The 14,229-nt window shown below is 60.5% G+C and carries 18 protein-coding genes, 1 tRNA gene and 2 pseudogenes; 7 read left to right on the top strand and 14 right to left on the bottom strand.

The window, feature by feature from the left end; translation table 11 throughout:
• Positions 1–38: 38 nt before the first annotated feature.
• From F8O05_RS06405 to F8O05_RS06375, 7 genes are all read right to left on the bottom strand, one after another.
• Complete coding sequence (locus tag F8O05_RS06405; protein ID WP_158051930.1) at positions 39–485, bottom strand: pilus assembly protein TadG-related protein; 447 nt, start codon at positions 483–485, stop codon at positions 39–41.
• Positions 482–964 (bottom strand): TadE/TadG family type IV pilus assembly protein, encoded by a 483-nt coding sequence (locus F8O05_RS06400; RefSeq protein WP_158051929.1) that lies wholly within the window; start codon positions 962–964, stop codon positions 482–484. Before F8O05_RS06400 ends, F8O05_RS06405 begins: the two co-directional genes overlap by 4 nt.
• A complete protein-coding gene (locus F8O05_RS06395; RefSeq protein WP_158051928.1) occupies positions 948–1,325 on the bottom strand; it encodes a TadE/TadG family type IV pilus assembly protein in 378 nt (125 codons plus the stop codon). Before F8O05_RS06395 ends, F8O05_RS06400 begins: the two co-directional genes overlap by 17 nt.
• 3 nt (positions 1,326–1,328) lie before the next feature.
• A complete protein-coding gene (locus F8O05_RS06390) occupies positions 1,329–1,529 on the bottom strand; it encodes a hypothetical protein (RefSeq protein ID WP_158051927.1) in 201 nt (66 codons plus the stop codon).
• Positions 1,530–1,674: 145 nt separating this feature from the next.
• Entirely contained in the window at positions 1,675–2,613 is a 939-nt protein-coding gene (locus F8O05_RS06385) for a type II secretion system F family protein (RefSeq protein WP_158051926.1), read from the bottom strand.
• Positions 2,610–3,485, bottom strand: coding sequence for a type II secretion system F family protein (locus tag F8O05_RS06380; protein WP_158051925.1), 876 nt, complete (start codon positions 3,483–3,485; stop codon positions 2,610–2,612). Before F8O05_RS06380 ends, F8O05_RS06385 begins: the two co-directional genes overlap by 4 nt.
• On the bottom strand, positions 3,479–4,705 hold the full coding sequence (locus F8O05_RS06375; RefSeq protein WP_404811358.1) for a CpaF family protein: 1,227 nt from the start codon (positions 4,703–4,705) through the stop codon (positions 3,479–3,481). The genes F8O05_RS06380 and F8O05_RS06375 overlap by 7 nt, the downstream gene beginning before the upstream one ends.
• Positions 4,706–4,846: 141 nt before the next feature.
• Here F8O05_RS06375 and F8O05_RS06370 point away from each other — a divergent pair.
• The 4 genes from F8O05_RS06370 (at position 4,847) to F8O05_RS06355 (ending at position 6,598) form a co-directional block, all read left to right on the top strand.
• Positions 4,847–4,928: transfer RNA gene (locus F8O05_RS06370), tRNA-Leu, on the top strand.
• The gene (locus F8O05_RS06365) at positions 4,890–5,366 is read left to right on the top strand and encodes a hypothetical protein (protein WP_158051923.1); all 477 of its coding nucleotides are present in this window, start codon (positions 4,890–4,892) and stop codon (positions 5,364–5,366) included. The genes F8O05_RS06370 and F8O05_RS06365 overlap by 39 nt, the downstream gene beginning before the upstream one ends.
• 27 nt (positions 5,367–5,393) lie before the next feature.
• Complete coding sequence (locus F8O05_RS06360) at positions 5,394–5,657, top strand: transposase (protein WP_158051922.1); 264 nt, start codon at positions 5,394–5,396, stop codon at positions 5,655–5,657.
• A 29-nt stretch (positions 5,658–5,686) separates the two neighbouring features.
• Positions 5,687–6,598, top strand: a complete 912-nt coding sequence (locus F8O05_RS06355; protein WP_158051921.1) for an IS3 family transposase — start codon at positions 5,687–5,689, stop codon at positions 6,596–6,598.
• A 20-nt stretch (positions 6,599–6,618) separates the two neighbouring features.
• On the opposite strand, the pseudogene F8O05_RS15220 reads toward F8O05_RS06355, so the two are convergent.
• From F8O05_RS15220 to F8O05_RS06345, 3 genes and pseudogenes are all read right to left on the bottom strand, one after another.
• Positions 6,619–6,828, bottom strand: a pseudogene (locus F8O05_RS15220) (general stress protein); the annotation flags it as partial.
• 60 nt (positions 6,829–6,888) lie between these two features.
• Positions 6,889–7,368: a GNAT family N-acetyltransferase gene (locus tag F8O05_RS06350; RefSeq protein WP_158051920.1), complete on the bottom strand. Its 480-nt coding sequence runs from the start codon at positions 7,366–7,368 to the stop codon at positions 6,889–6,891.
• A gap of 196 nt (positions 7,369–7,564) precedes the next feature.
• A complete protein-coding gene (locus F8O05_RS06345; protein ID WP_158051919.1) occupies positions 7,565–7,849 on the bottom strand; it encodes a MerR family transcriptional regulator in 285 nt (94 codons plus the stop codon).
• A 104-nt stretch (positions 7,850–7,953) separates the two neighbouring features.
• Between F8O05_RS06345 and F8O05_RS06340 the strand changes: the two genes are divergently transcribed.
• The 3 genes from F8O05_RS06340 (at position 7,954) to F8O05_RS06330 (ending at position 10,291) form a co-directional block, all read left to right on the top strand.
• The gene (locus F8O05_RS06340; protein ID WP_158051918.1) at positions 7,954–8,382 is read left to right on the top strand and encodes an Hsp20/alpha crystallin family protein; all 429 of its coding nucleotides are present in this window, start codon (positions 7,954–7,956) and stop codon (positions 8,380–8,382) included.
• A 42-nt stretch (positions 8,383–8,424) separates the two neighbouring features.
• Positions 8,425–8,880 (top strand): Hsp20/alpha crystallin family protein, encoded by a 456-nt coding sequence (locus tag F8O05_RS06335; RefSeq protein ID WP_158051917.1) that lies wholly within the window; start codon positions 8,425–8,427, stop codon positions 8,878–8,880.
• A gap of 1,006 nt (positions 8,881–9,886) precedes the next feature.
• Positions 9,887–10,291 carry a relaxase domain-containing protein gene (locus F8O05_RS06330; RefSeq protein WP_263970271.1) on the top strand — a complete coding sequence of 135 codons (405 nt, stop codon included), beginning with the start codon at positions 9,887–9,889 and terminating at the stop codon, positions 10,289–10,291.
• Here the strand turns inward: F8O05_RS06330 and F8O05_RS06325 are convergent.
• The 4 genes and pseudogenes from F8O05_RS06325 to rph form a co-directional block, all read right to left on the bottom strand.
• Complete coding sequence (locus F8O05_RS06325) at positions 10,288–11,253, bottom strand: IS481 family transposase (protein WP_158052090.1); 966 nt, start codon at positions 11,251–11,253, stop codon at positions 10,288–10,290. The two genes, F8O05_RS06330 and F8O05_RS06325, sit on opposite strands and share 4 nt — an antisense overlap.
• A gap of 115 nt (positions 11,254–11,368) precedes the next feature.
• Positions 11,369–12,709 (bottom strand): annotated as a pseudogene (locus F8O05_RS06320) (glutamate decarboxylase).
• Between the two features lie 174 nt (positions 12,710–12,883).
• A complete protein-coding gene (locus F8O05_RS06315) occupies positions 12,884–13,489 on the bottom strand; it encodes a non-canonical purine NTP pyrophosphatase (RefSeq protein WP_158051915.1) in 606 nt (201 codons plus the stop codon).
• Positions 13,486–14,214: a ribonuclease PH gene (gene rph / locus F8O05_RS06310; protein WP_158051914.1), complete on the bottom strand. Its 729-nt coding sequence runs from the start codon at positions 14,212–14,214 to the stop codon at positions 13,486–13,488. Before rph ends, F8O05_RS06315 begins: the two co-directional genes overlap by 4 nt.
• Positions 14,215–14,229 lie beyond the last annotated feature (15 nt).

Here is a 14,229-nt window from a genome sequence, read left to right as displayed (position 1 = left end):
GGGAAGTCGTCACGCCGCACCGATAGGTGCAGCGCACCTCACTGGAACAACGCTTGGGCCGAAACTTCGACCCCGAGTGGCACGCTCACCGGGAAGAACATTCCACCAATTTGGGCTTGCCACCGCCCTTCAACATATATGGTCACTCGATCTTCGTCCACAGTTACATTGACAAGCATAAGTTCGCTCGAGCCGTGAGCCGCGAGATAGGCTTCGGCGGCCTCGGTTGCTTCGGCCTGATCGAGTTGGATGCGCGGAGTCCCGTCTTCGGCAGCTACCTCGCTGAGTTCGAAAGTATTGGCTGCCGCGAGCGCCGCGGCATCCGCGTGGGTGTAGAGCTGTTTGCGTTCGAGGTAGAGATCGGCCGCGGCGAAGAGTAGGAGTGCTGCCGCGAGGGCGATCACGGCGTAGATGATGGCGAGCGGGGTGATCGATCCGCGTTCGGAACGTGCAACCAGTCGCTGCAGTGCCCTGAGCTTGTTCATTGCACGCCCTCGAAGCGTCCGCGCGGGAAGGTTGCGCTCGATTCCACTGGGATCTCTAGGCTGCCGCCGGGGAGGAACGGGAGCGTCACGTCTACGCCGACGGTGAGTGTGAGGGTCTCCCCCAGTACCGCGCAGTCAGGAGTGGGTGCGCAGGTCATCGTGATGCTCGCCGCATTGGGGTCGAGGCCCTGGTCTTTCAGTGCCCAGGCGATCTGCTCTGCCGCGAGCGACCCCTGGAGGTTTGGTAGTGCATCCGCGACGAGGGATCGGGCGCCGTTTCTGGCCGCAAGTTCCACCGCGAACATGGCCTGCTCGAGCTGCAGGAGCGTGAGCATCCCGTAAGCGATCGGGATGAGGAGCAGAATGCCAATGCCGAGAAATTCGAGACTGGCGGATCCGCGCTCCTGCTGCAGGTGGCGCAGTATTTGGCGCAGTAGGCGGTGCAGGAGTCGCTGGCACGTGTCATTCCACCGGCGCATGTGCGGTCACCTCCACCCCATCGGGGAAGCCGATCAGACCGATGAGCGGTAGGGGCGCGCGCACTGTCACCGTTACGAGGGTTTCGCCGCGTTCCACGGTGATGTCTTCGACGTAATCGGCTGATACTGCGGTTGCGATGAGTGCCTCGGTGCGGAGGTACCCATCCATGGCCGTAGCCCCTTCGAGTCCGGCGTGACGGGCGCCTTCGGCTGCCGCGTCAATGAGCGTGGTGCGGATATGCATGGCGAAGCCAACCTGCAGCACCGAGAGGAACACGAGGGTCAACAGGCCAGCAACGAGGGTCCACTCAACCGTGGCCGAGCCTCGTTCTTCGGCGAGGCGATTCCTCCAGTGCCGCACGGTCTAGAAGTTCGCGGTAACTCGGTTAATTGCGTCTTCGAAGACCTGCGATAGCAGCGGCCCGGCAACGGTCCACAGCAGGATCACAATTCCAGCGGACATTAAGGCCACCAAAACCCAACCTGGCACGTCCCCTCGCTCCTCCTTGCGGAAGCGCTCGTAGAGGCGGGCGATTCGGTCTTGGCAGTTCAGCAGGATGCGCATAGTGGCTCTTTCAGTTCGATGTCGATTGTTCGAGGTGTTGGTCTTCGAGGTGTCGGTCGTTCGAGGTGTCAGGTGTTCGAGGTGTGTTTGAGGTGGTGTCACGATTGCTTGGGCGATGGTGTGCTGAGGGATCGGCTCATTCCGGCTAGAACGTTGAGGTGAGCACGAAATAGGAGGGGTACACGGCGAAGAGCACTGTGATTGGCAACAGAAGCATCACGAGCGGGATCATCATGCGGATCTCGGACTTTCCAGACTCCTCAAGAAGCTCCCGCTTAGCGAGGTCCCGCGCGTCCTGTGCCTGAGCCCGGAGTACCTCAACCAGTGGGGCTCCGCGTTCCATGGATGTGACGATGTGGTCGAGTGTCCGCGTCAACGGTGTGTAGGCGAGATCACGGCCGAGGGCATGCAGTGCGGTGGCGACGGGCACCCCGGCACGGACTTGAACGATGACTCCGCCGAACTCTTGGGAGAGTTCGCTGTGGCCCATCTTGCTGAGCCGAATCAGCGCATCCACAATTCCCTCACCCGCGGCAAGCGAAAGCGACAAGAACTCGAGGACCGTCGGGTATTCGCTGGCGATTCGACGGATTCTTCGTTCAGCAGCCCGACGCAGTACGAAGTCCCGGAGGGCTACGGCCGCTCCCGCACACAGCACGGGGAGCAGGATGGCGGCGAGGAGATACTGTGCCGACACTCGCATGAGCCCCACGGCACCGACCACTCCAAGGAGTGCTCCGAGTAGCGCCCAGAGGGCTTGTTCGGTACGGAAGCGTTCGAGCGTCATGCGGTTGCCGGACTGGCGTAGGCGCACGCGGACCAGTTCGTTACCGCCGACTACTTCGCTCAGCAGTGTCCGCAGCCACGAGAGGATTGGGGACACGAGGGTGCCGAGCACGGGCAGTGGGTCAATGGTGCCGCGGTGCAAGTGGATGCGGGCATCCTCGGAAATGTCCGCAACGTGCGGAGCCACCCGGTCAATCACGCGAAGGCGCGAGAGCCTGGGGATCCTGCCGACAAGCGTCCACAGCCCGATCCCGAGGGTGACACCGAGGAGGGCTGCGATACCGAGCGATGCGCTCATGCGAACCACCGTCCTTCTTCGCGCAGCTTCCCGAGCACCAGCATGAGGCGATAGGCGATCACCGAGACGACGAGCCCGATCAAGATCACCGTGACGCCACCGGCGGTGTTGTATGCGGCGGCTGCCTCAGGCCGGGTGGCAAGCATGACCAGCACCACCCACGGTGCGACTACCCCGAGCCTCGCCGCATTGAGCACCCATCCCTGTCGGGCTTCTGCCTCGTGACGGACTGCCTGCTCTTCGCGAAGGAAGGTCGAGAAGTCTCGCAGCACGCGCACTAGTTCGGTGCCGCCCACCTCGCGCGCCATCCTGAGCGTCTCAAAGAGTCGGTCTGCCACCGGATCGGCGATGCGTTCTTTGGCTTCATCCACGGCAAGATTGAACGCACCGGTCGCGCGATACTGCCGAGAAAATTGGGCGAAATCCTGCCGAAGCGGTTCCGGTCCGCTCTTCGCCAGCTGCTCGATCGCATCCGGCAACCCAAGCCCTGACCTCACCGAGGCAATCAGGTGGTCAACCACATCCGGCCAATGCGCCCGATTCGCATTGCGTCGCTGTTGCGAGCGCCAACGCACCAGCCCAAGCACACCCCAGAATCCGAGGCCAAGACCGATCAGCCCGAGCACCAAGATGCCGGTGAAGAGGAGGGCCGCAGCGCCAGCCACGAGCGCAATCACGAATGCGAGGAAGAGGAACCCGCCCACCGGGATTCGTTCGAGACCGGCACGTATGAGGTCTTCGCGAAGTCGGCGAAGCATTGCCGGTTCTCGAGGGGTTCGCTCGGGTTGGTTGCTCGTAGGTCGCAGGATGGCGGTGAGGATGAGCGTGAGGCCGCCACCCGCGAGGAGTCCCAGCGCGATTGCCGCTACCATTCGGGCACCAAGTGCGGCATCGGGTCAATCCCGCGACGTTCGAATTTATCCAACCTAGGCGGCTTCACACCCGTGGCGACCAGCAGGCCTCGCTCCCGCTCGAAGAGGGTGGATGCTTCGATCACCCCGGCGTGCACCGCACCCGTGGGAGCAAGGATTTCGCGAAGCTGCCGCTGCCCGTTCGGAAGCAGTTCGAGGTGGACGACGAGATCGATCGTGGAAGCGATTGTGGGAACCACGAAGCTCGAGTCAATGTTGCGCCCCGCAAGTAGCGGCAGCGTCGCTAGCTTGACGAGTGCATCCCGCGCGGAGTTCGCATGGATCGTGCACATCCCGGGAAGACCGGAGTTCAGCGCGATCAGCAGCTCGAGCGCCTCGGCTTCCCGAACTTCGCCGACCACAAGCCGGTCGGGACGCATTCGAAGAGCCTCTTTGACAAGTCGCCGCAGGGTGATCTCACCAGTACCTTCCAGCGAGGTCTGGCGGCATTGCATCGCGACCACATCGCGGGCCACCAAGTCGATCTCAAACGTCTCCTCCACGGTCACGATTCGTTCACTCACCGGTGCCGAACCGAGCAGCGCCCCCACCATCGTGGTCTTGCCGGTGTGGGTGGCGCCAGAGACGAGCACATTGGCGCCCGCCTGCACGGCACAGCGCAGAAAATTCGCTGCCTGCGAGGTCAGTGACTCACGTTCTACCAGCGCAGTCAGGTCCCGGATCCGTCGCATGAACTTACGAATATTGATCGCCGGGTAGCGGCGCGAAATATCCGGAATTACGACGTGCAAGCGGGAACCATCCGGTAGGGATGCGTCCACAAAGGGAGAACTCACATCGAGCCGCCGACCGGTGGAGAGCAACATCCGCTCGACCAGGTCTCGCAGTTCGGCCTCGGGGATCACTGTGGAGGTGAGCTCCGGCACACCGTTGCGAGCGACAAACACCCGGCTCGGGGCGTTGACCCAGATCTCCTCGATTTCCGGGTCATCGAGGAACGGCTGTAGCGCACCAAAGCCGGTAACCTGCGCGAGCACCTCAGCGGTGGTTTGGGCTTCATCAAGCACCAGCGGAAGGTCACTCACGAGAGCTCGCTCCGCATAGGAGCGCACCTCGGATTCCACGATCGCGTTGGCCTCGGCACCCGCCGAAAGTTCGATTCGATCACGCTGCACACGCTCGCGTACTCGCGCCGTAATACTCGCTACTGCTTGGCTCACACAACGAATGATGACCGATTTCCAAAAATCAGGTCGAAGTTATCCACAGCACGAATTCTTGGGCGCGATTTCACGTCAAATTCGCTGTGCCTCGCTCGGGTGGTCACGAGCCTTCGCAAATGCGATTAGACTGATCGCTGCGCGGGCGTGGTGGAATTGGTAGACACGCAGGATTTAGGTTCCTGTGCTTCACGGCGTGGGGGTTCAAGTCCCCCCGCCCGCACTCAATGAGCGATGTTGTAACCCACGCCTGAGGAAACAGGTTCTGGGTTACAGCATCGCTATTCTTGTTGCTGTTGGTGTGCTGGTCGGCCCAGGCGATGGCCTGCTGCTTGGTGGCCTCATCGAGGATGCTCTCAAACGGTACTGCAGTGTCGGCGGTGAGGGTGTCGTCCTCGTTCAAGTAGATGCGGGTGAAGAACGTCTGGTCGGCGAGGCGCTTGTTCTGCTCGTCACAGCGTTAATACACGGCAGCGAAGTCGCGTGCGAGGTCGAGGGCTCCGTCGATGAGGGCGCGGGCTCCTTGATAGTCGTTGTGGTGTTCAGCGATTTGGGCTTCGATCCCGTCAAGTTCTGCCCGCAGTCTGGTCTGGAACTTCTTCAACTGATCCAGGCTGAGGGCATCGACGAGATGGGATGTCCCGTGTTTGATAGAGGGTAGGAACCACAGTGAAGGAGATTCCTACTCATGCCAGCGAAGTACTCGAAAGAGTTGAAATCCAGAGCCGTAGAGCTCGTGCTCCACGCCCAATCCGACCCGGAAACCGCGCATGGCGCGAACCAGCGCATCGCGGAAGAACTCGGACTGAACAGCGAAACCCTGCGTGGCTGGGTCGCGGCATATAAACGATCCAAAGCCGCCAACACCCCTGTCAAGCCTGTGGACCTCGAGGCCGAGAACCGACGACTACGGGCAGAGCTGGCCGACCACGATCTCGTGATCGCAGCTTGACATAGGAGCATCGCGGAGCTCGACCGCCCATCGAGGTAGTCGTCCAGTTCATTGACGACTACCGTGACGAGTATGGCGTCGAGCCAATCGTGCGCGCATTACATGGCACGCCCGCACGCATTGCTGTCAGCTCGTATTACGCATTCAAAAAACGCCCCGATAGCGCCCGGAAACAGCGCGACGCCAAACTGAAAGTGCTGCTGCTACGGGTCTGGGAAGAGAACTATTCCTGCTACGGAGTACGCAAATTGTGGCGGGCCGTGAACCGGGAACCCGGAATCGAGCACGTCGCGCGCTGCACCGTGGAACGCCTCATGGGCGAACTCGGGATTCACGGGGTTCGAGGCAAAGGGAAGCGGCCTTCGACGAAGTCTGCCGCTGCTGAGGAGTGCCCTTCTGACTTGGTCGATCGCGACTTCCAGGCAGAAGCGTCGAACCAGCTCTGGGTCGCGGATATCACCTATATTCGGACCGTCGTCGGCTGGGTGTATGCCGCGTTTATTCTGGATACCTGCACGCGGGAGATCGTGGGTTGGCAAGTCACGAACCATCTGCGAGCGTCTCTCGCGGGTGACGCGTTGAACATGGCCTTAGCGGCCCGTCTGCGCGCGGGAGAGTCCGTCACCGGGCTCGTACATCACTCAGACCGCGGGGTACAGTATCGTGCTGTTCGCTATGCCGAAGCGCTTGAGCAGAACGAGGTCGTCGCGTCAGTCGGGTCGAAGGGTGATTCCTACGATAACGCGATGGCCGAGGCCCTGAATTCCGTGTTCAAAGCCGAGCTAATCGATCGCAACGACTGGGGCGGGCTGATCGAGGTCATGGCCGCGACATCGGAATGGGTGGGCTGGTACAACCAGCGGCGCCTGCACTCCGGGATCGATTACTTGACCCCGGCCGAGGCCCACGACCTCCACCAACCAATGGCCCTAGCCGCCTAGAAAACCAACAAAACAACCCTCTACCAAACCCGGGGCTTGACAAGGCCGATGAGTAAACCGAACCATGCACCCGAGGCTGCGCCGAAGCCGGCTGCGCGGGCCAGCGTGATACGCCCAGTCACCTGCTCCTCAATGCGCACGTTCCAGCCGATGATCGAGATCTCTTCTACGGGGAACTCTGCGTCGGAGAGCTGATCGACCGCCGCCTGCGCGTCAGCATAGGTGTCATAGCGTGCGAGGAGTTCGCGTGCGGGTGTTGAAGGTGGGCAGGTTTGTCATGGTGTCTCCTTTCATAGAATGCGCTGGGGCTGGTATGGGGTGAGTCGGGCTTGAGCGATGACCTCGCCGTATTCCGTTTCACCGATGGGTTCGAAGCCCATTGCCTGGAAGAAGGGCTCTGGCCCGGTTTCTCCAGGTTCATACATGACATTCACGTAGTCGAAGCCGCGGCGGTGGGCCTCATCAAGCATTTGCTCGATTGCGAACCGTCCGATCCCACGATCTTGCTCGTCAGCCTCGACGTTGATTCGCCACAGTACAGAGCGGAACTCTTCTCGCACTGCTTCGGGATCAAAGTTGGCGCTAATAAAGGCCACGACTCTGTCCCCTTCAAGGACGGCGCGCTGCCAGAACGTTCTCGGATCAACAACGGCGCTGGCAAGCCCGTAGCTCACCGGGGCAAGAAACTCCTCCTGGCCCGGCTTCAGCGACATTTTATTGACCGCGAGGATTGTCTTGGGGGAAAGTTCCTCGATTCGGAAATTCGTCATAGCTCCACCCGTTCAGCATCATCGATCGGCACCGGTATCTGCTGGTCAACCCAGTCGGCCTCGTTGACCAAGGCTGGAACGACTTGGCTACCTTCAAACGACTGATCCGTGTCAATCGGGTCTATCGGAGTTGACTGATCAGCCAGATCACTTTCCGGTATCTCACTGCTCACACTGCGCCTTTCGGTTGGCATCCTTATCTCCTCCTTTGGACTTTCAATCGTTCGTTCTCATCTTGAAGCTCAAGCACCATCGCAGTACCGGCAAGATTCAGGCCAGCGTTGAGCAATGCCATCACCCTGCCCACTCGCTCGAGGTCTCCGTCGCTGTACCGGCGAGTTCCGCCCGAGGTTCGGGCTGGCTCGATCAGACCACGGCTCTCATACATGCGAAGCGTCTGCGCGCCGATACCCAGCATCTCTGCCGCGACAGAGATCGTGTATACGGGCTTGCCGTAGTGGGTGCTCGTTGATTCACTCATCATTCTCCATTTGTTTGCGTTGATTTGCTAATTATGATATAAGAAATCTACATCGTTTGATATAGATCTTCAAGCGATCGTGACGAATGTGAAAGGAGAGAACCATGTACCTGCGTACCGATCCGTTCCGTGAGTTTGATCGGCTGGCCCAGCGAGTCTTTAATGGGCCAGGCACGCCGGAGCAGCCGACAGTAATGCCGATGGATGCGTGGCGGAAGGGTGACAAATTTTATGTCGAGTTCGATCTTCCCGGCGTCAAACAGGACAGCATCGAGCTAGATGTCGAACGCAACGTCGTCACTATCAAGGCGGAGCGACCGGCGTTGGATGAGGATGTCGAGCGTCTCTCTTCCGAGCGCCCGCGAGGGTTCTTTACCCGGCAGCTCGTGCTTGGGGACAATCTCGATACCGAGCGCATCGAGGCCAACCTCGATGAAGGTGTACTGACGCTCGAAATCCCGGTCGCCGAAGCCGCGAAGCCTCGCAAGATCGAGGTTGGCAAGGATGGATCGCGCAAGGCTATCGCCTCATAGCCAGTAGAACTGACACCAACGACAAGAACGGAGGAAAAACACATGGCACTGCCCGTACTTCGAACAAGTGACGCTGTAGACCGTTGGAACCCGTTTCGGGAGTTCGAGAACCTGTACTCACAAATGGGGCAGTTGATGAACTCGACCTTCGGGCAACTCGACGAGACCGCTGCTGGGTGGTCGCCGCTGGCTGACCTTTCGGAAACGGAAGACGCTTACCTGGTGGAGGTTGATCTTCCCGGGGTGAAGCAGAAGGATATCGATATCGAACTGCATGGCAACCTTCTCAGCGTCTCTGGCGAACTCAAGGAGAAGGAACGGGAAGGTCTGATGCGCCATCGCACCCGTCGAGTCGGCCAGTTCCGTTACCGGGTGCAGCTTCCCGACGCAGTGGACGCCGACAAGGTGGAGGCTGCACTGAGCGACGGAGTGCTGACTGTCACGGTTCCAAAAATCGAGACGGCAAAGCCGAAGCGCATCGCCATCAAGGGCTCTTAACTCACCTGCAGGGGCAGCGCCCCGCGCCCTGAAGGGCGGGGCGCTGCCCCTGCAATATCCGAGATTGGCGCGTCACTCCGCAAGATGCGCGAGCACCCAGAAGCCCCATTGGGCCTGTGCTGGCGAAAGTGGGCGCTGGCATTTCGTATAGTTAGCGCGTTCAAAGAGCACATTGTGATCACTAGTGACTTGCCCTTACCGATGGGCCCTCGGATCTGCCGCTGCAATTTGTCAAAAAACAAGGAATCGGTGTTGCCGCCCGGCGAAGTATCCCAACGGTACCGAGGTGAGTGCATGATCACATTGCCCCGCTGCCCGAGCATATCCAGAAGCGCGATGCAAGCATCGATCTCGGTGAGGATCCCAATGCTATTGGTGCATGTCCGCTCGACCACGAACCGAAGTTACTTTCCATGAGTTGGCTGGGAAGGAAGCCGGACAAGGTTTGAAGGGGAAACCATAGCGCGGGTCAAGAGTTCTCAAATCATCACTCTCCGTGAGTATGAAATATCTGGAGACCGGTACTTTAGTAAAGTCTTAAAGAGTAACTGGCAGTGAGAGATAGCGGCTTATGGCACTCTTCTGTTCCGGTTCCAGTTTTGTGTTTCCACAAATCATCTTTACGCAGCAGGGAAAGACATCTGACTGATCCTGTTGATGATGCCGAACGAGCTGTCCAAGTATTTACCCTCGTTTTTCGCCAACGCCGACGGAGCCGCTTGTCGTGATATAAGTACTACAACACCGGGACTGAAATAACTCAAAATGTGTGCAGGAGGGGCCCGTAAAATTCCGTCGCGCACCTTCTCAGTGTGACTGTGTCGATCAGGGTGATGACTGCCGGTAACGGGTACCGGTATCTTTTGAACTCTGTCGTCACCGGGGATGGTGACCGTGACGCTGCCGCAGCCCTGACGAGGTAATACCTCGAGTCTGGAACCCCACCCGGCACATGGATCGGGTCGGGCCTTCAGGGATCTCCGGCGATCTCTCTAGCGGGGATTCTGTGTCTGAGGAGCAGCTGCGGCGCCTTATGGGTCACGGGCAGGACCCGACCACGGGCGAGCAGCTTGGTCGCCCCTACCGGAAGTTCGCCACCGCTACGGAGCGCGTGCAGCGTCGCGTCGAGAACCTCCCCGATGCTCTCTCTGCTGACGAGCGCGCGACGCAGGTCGGGTTGATCGAGGGCGAGGAAGCGGCGAAGCCGACTGGTGCGCCTGTCGCTGGTTTCGATCTCACGTTCTCCGTCCCGAAATCCGTCTCAACCCTGTGGGCCGTCGCCGACGGAGGAACCCAAGCGCTGATCGCGCAGGCACACCATGCCGCAATCCAGGAGGTCATCGAGTTGCTGGAACGGGATGTGGCCGCGACAAGGGTGGGTGCGAAAGGTCCGCGTGGTGCGGTCGCCTAGCTGTTCTTCCCATTGACGTTGTGGACACGGTCGATGGGTGATTTACCTCCGAGAGCGGTATGGGGTCGGTGGTGATTATAGTTGTGGATCCATGCCTGATAGGTAGCAGCTCTGGCCGCGTCGGAATCGTAGTGACGGGTGTAGGCCCATTCGAACGCGAGGGTGCGGTGGAACCGTTCGATCTTCCCGTTAGTTTGCGGTCGATACGGGCGGGTGTACTTGTGTTTCACCCGTTCACCGAGCGCGTTGTTGAACACGTGTGACCGGTAGCAGGAACCGTTGTCGGTCAGCACTCGTTTCACGCTGATCCCGAGGCTGTTGAAGTAGGCGTTCGCGCGTTTCCAGAACCCGGCAGCGGTGTGTTTGCGCTTATCGTCAAGGATCTCGGAGTAAGCCACTCTGGAGTGGTCATCGATCGCGGAATGCAGATACGAATAGCCGGCACCGCTGCGCTTCTTGTTGCCCTGTTCCCGGCCCAGGGTACGCCAGCCGCCACCATCGGGGATCCGGCCCAGTTTCTTCACATCGACATGCACCAGATCGCCCGGATGCTCGTGTTCGTACCGCACCGGTTTGGGCTTGCGTACACGCACTCCGGTGTTCAGATCGATATGTGCCAGCAGCGGCACGTGATAGCGAGCCAGCACTTTCGAGACGGTCGATTGTGGCAAGTGCAGGTGGTACGCGATCCGGTGCGGCCCCCATCGACGGTTCACCCGGAGCCCGATGATCCGCCGTTCGGTGCGTACCGGCGTCTGGTTTGGTGACCGATGCGGGCGTGAAGAGTGATCCTGCAGCGCAGTCTCACCGCCGGTGCGGTACCGGGCTACCCATTTCGAGACCGTGCCGCGAGCGACTTGGAACCGTTCGGCGACGCGTGCTTGGGTCCATCCGTCAATGACAACCGCTTGGACCATTGCAAGCCTGCCCGCAGGGGTGAGCTTGGCGTTGGCATGGGTAATGTGGGACACGAGGACCTCCGTGGAATCGAGTAGGTGTGGTTACCCATATCGATACCGGAGGTCCTCACCTCATTTCACCTGCCCACGCTGCACACAACCTCCTTGGGAAGAACACCTAGTGATTGAACGACCCGTGCTGGGTGGAATCCGGCAACGGTGTCGTGAGCGACTCGAGGTACTTCGTCTCCTCACGGATGGTTTCCAGCAGCGACTCTGCGAGGTCCATCGAGAGGCCGTTACGCACCACGATGCGCTGCACGGTGCGGTCGGTGAGGTTATCCGGCAGCGGATATGCCGGCACCAGCCAGCCGCGCATCCGCAATCGATCGGAGAGATCGTAGAGCGTCCAATTCCGCTCCTTATCCCCCTTCAACCGCCACGCGAATACCGGAATCGTGCTGCCATCGCTGACGAGTTCAAACGCATCCATCGCGCCCATCCCGCTCGACAGGTGCAGCGCCACATCCTGGCTCACCTGCTGCACCTGGGTGTAGCCCTCCCGACCCAGGCGCACAAACAGGTAGAACTGCAGCAGCACCTGCGCCCCGGGACGCGAGAAGTTCAGCGCGAGCGTCGGCATATCACCACCGAGGTAGCTGACGCGGAAGACCATCGACTCCGGCAGCGCATCCTCATCGCGCCATACGATCCAACCCAGGCCCGGGTAGACGAGGCCATACTTGTGCCCTGAAGTGTTGATCGACGCGACCCGCGGAATCCGGAAGTCCCATTCCAGTTCGGGCTGCAGAAATGGCGCGATCATGCCGCCCGAGGCACCGTCCACGTGAATCGGCACATCCAAGCCCCGTTCCTTTTCGATCGCATCCAGCGCCGCCGAGATCTCAGCCACCGGCTCATACGCGCCCGTGTAGGTCACGCCCATGATCGCGACGACACCGATCGTGTTTTCATCGACAAACTCGTCGAGCTGCGAGCCGTCCAGGAAGGGATGCTCGTCACTTACCGGCACGAAGCGCGGTTCGACCTCAAAGTAGTTACAGAACTTCTCCCAGCACACCTGCACGGCACTCGACATCACAAGGTTCGGTCGGCCGGTGTCCTTCCCCGCAGCCTCGCGGGCATGCTGCCAGCGGCGTTTGAGCGCGAGCCCGCCGAGCATGCAGGCCTCGCTCGAGCCGACGGTCGAGGTCGCGGGAGAACTGTCCGGGTCCGGCGCGTGCCAGAGATCGGCGAGGATGCGCTGGCAGTTCTGCTCGATTGCAGCGGTCTGCGGGTACTCGTCCTTATCGATCATGTTCTTATCGAAGGAGTCGGTGTAAAGCTCGCGGGCCTCGTCGTCCATCCAGGTGGTGACAAACGTTGCGAGGTTCAGACGCGCATTGCCGTCGAGCATGGTTTCATCCCGGACCGCATCGCGGGCAGTGATGGGACCGAGCCCGGTATCGGCAAGGCGATGCTAATTGAGCGTGACGGATTCACCGTTTCGCTGGAGCATGGGATTAATCTGTGAAGGCTGTTCGCGGTTCGTCACCGTGAATCCTCTCTGCAATGAGCGATATCTTGGCCCAACAGTAGGCCACGAAGCCCGGCAATACGCTCAGCATGACCCATTACGAAAACCGCCGCTCTGCAGCAAAACGCAACAGAACGGCGGTCAAACCCCGCACATCTACAGTACGAGCGAAGATTTTAGGACGGGAACCAATGCATCGAAGGCTCGGCGGCGGTGACTTAGCGCATCCTTCTGCTCGGGAAGCATCTCCGCGGCCGAACGAGTCGAACCGTCGGGGCAGAAGATCGGATCATACCCGAAGCCACCTTCTCCGCGGGCATCGCGCAGAATCGTGCCGGGCCACTCCCCGAGCACCGAGTCCTCCATCCGCCCCGGCACGACGAGAGCCGCGGCGGCGACGAACTTCGCACCGCGAGCATAGTCGGGCACGTCCTGCAACTGCCACAGCAGCAGCTTCCAGTTGTCGACGTCGCTGCGATCCGGCCCGGACCACCGTGCCGAGAAAATTCCGGGCATCCCACCGAGGACGTTGACTGAGATTCCCGAGTCATCGGCAATCGACGGTAGTCCCGTGTAGATCGCAGCAGCCCGCGCCTTGATCAGCGCGTTCTCGGCAAAGCTCAGGCCCGATTCAATCGGCGCGGGACCGTCATAGCCAATCAGTTCCAGCGTTGGCAGGCTTTGGCTCAGGATGCGCCGGAGCTCTTCAATCTTGTGCTCGTTTTTGGTCGCAAGCACGACGCGGCGTTTGGCTGGGCTCACTGGGACAGCACCCCCGCCTGGATGCGCGCGAGGTCAGCATTGCCCTTGATCGCCAGCGCCAACAGTTCGTTGAGTTCCGCCCCATCAAACGGCTCTTGCTCGGCGGTGCCCTGCACCTCAACGAACTTCCCGTTGCCGGTCATCACGACGTTCATATCGGTGTCCGCCCGCACGTCTTCTTCATAGGGCAGATCGAGCATCGGCACACCATCAATGATGCCCACCGAAACCGCAGACACCGAGTGCTTGAGCACTTCCGCCTTGCGAGTAATGTGCTTCTGCCCGCGCGCCCACTCGATCGAGTCAGCAAGTGCCACAAACGCACCGGTAATCGCCGCCGTGCGGGTGCCACCGTCGGCCTGCAGCACGTCACAGTCGAGCACGATCGTGTTTTCCCCGAGCGCCTTCATGTCGATCGCGGCACGCAGCGAGCGGCCAATCAGCCGAGAAATCTCGTGCGTGCGGCCACCCACTTTGCCTTTGACGGCTTCGCGCTGCGAGCGCTCATTCGTCGCGCGCGGCAGCATGGCGTATTCCGCCGTGACCCAACCGGTGCCCTTACCGGTCAGCCAGCGCGGCACCCCCGGGGTGAAGGATGCCGTGCACAACACCTTGGTGTTCCCGAAGGAAATCAGCGCCGAACCTTCGGCCTGCGCACTCCAGCCACGTTCGATTGTGACGGGACGAAGTTCATCAAGTGCACGTCCATCGGCACGGTTGGTCATTAATGCTCCTTGCAG

Origin of the sequence: Gulosibacter chungangensis (assembly GCF_008831155.1) — a bacterium.
Classification (GTDB): domain Bacteria; phylum Actinomycetota; class Actinomycetes; order Actinomycetales; family Microbacteriaceae; genus Gulosibacter; species Gulosibacter chungangensis.
This window is presented reverse-complemented; position numbering and strand designations above follow the sequence as displayed.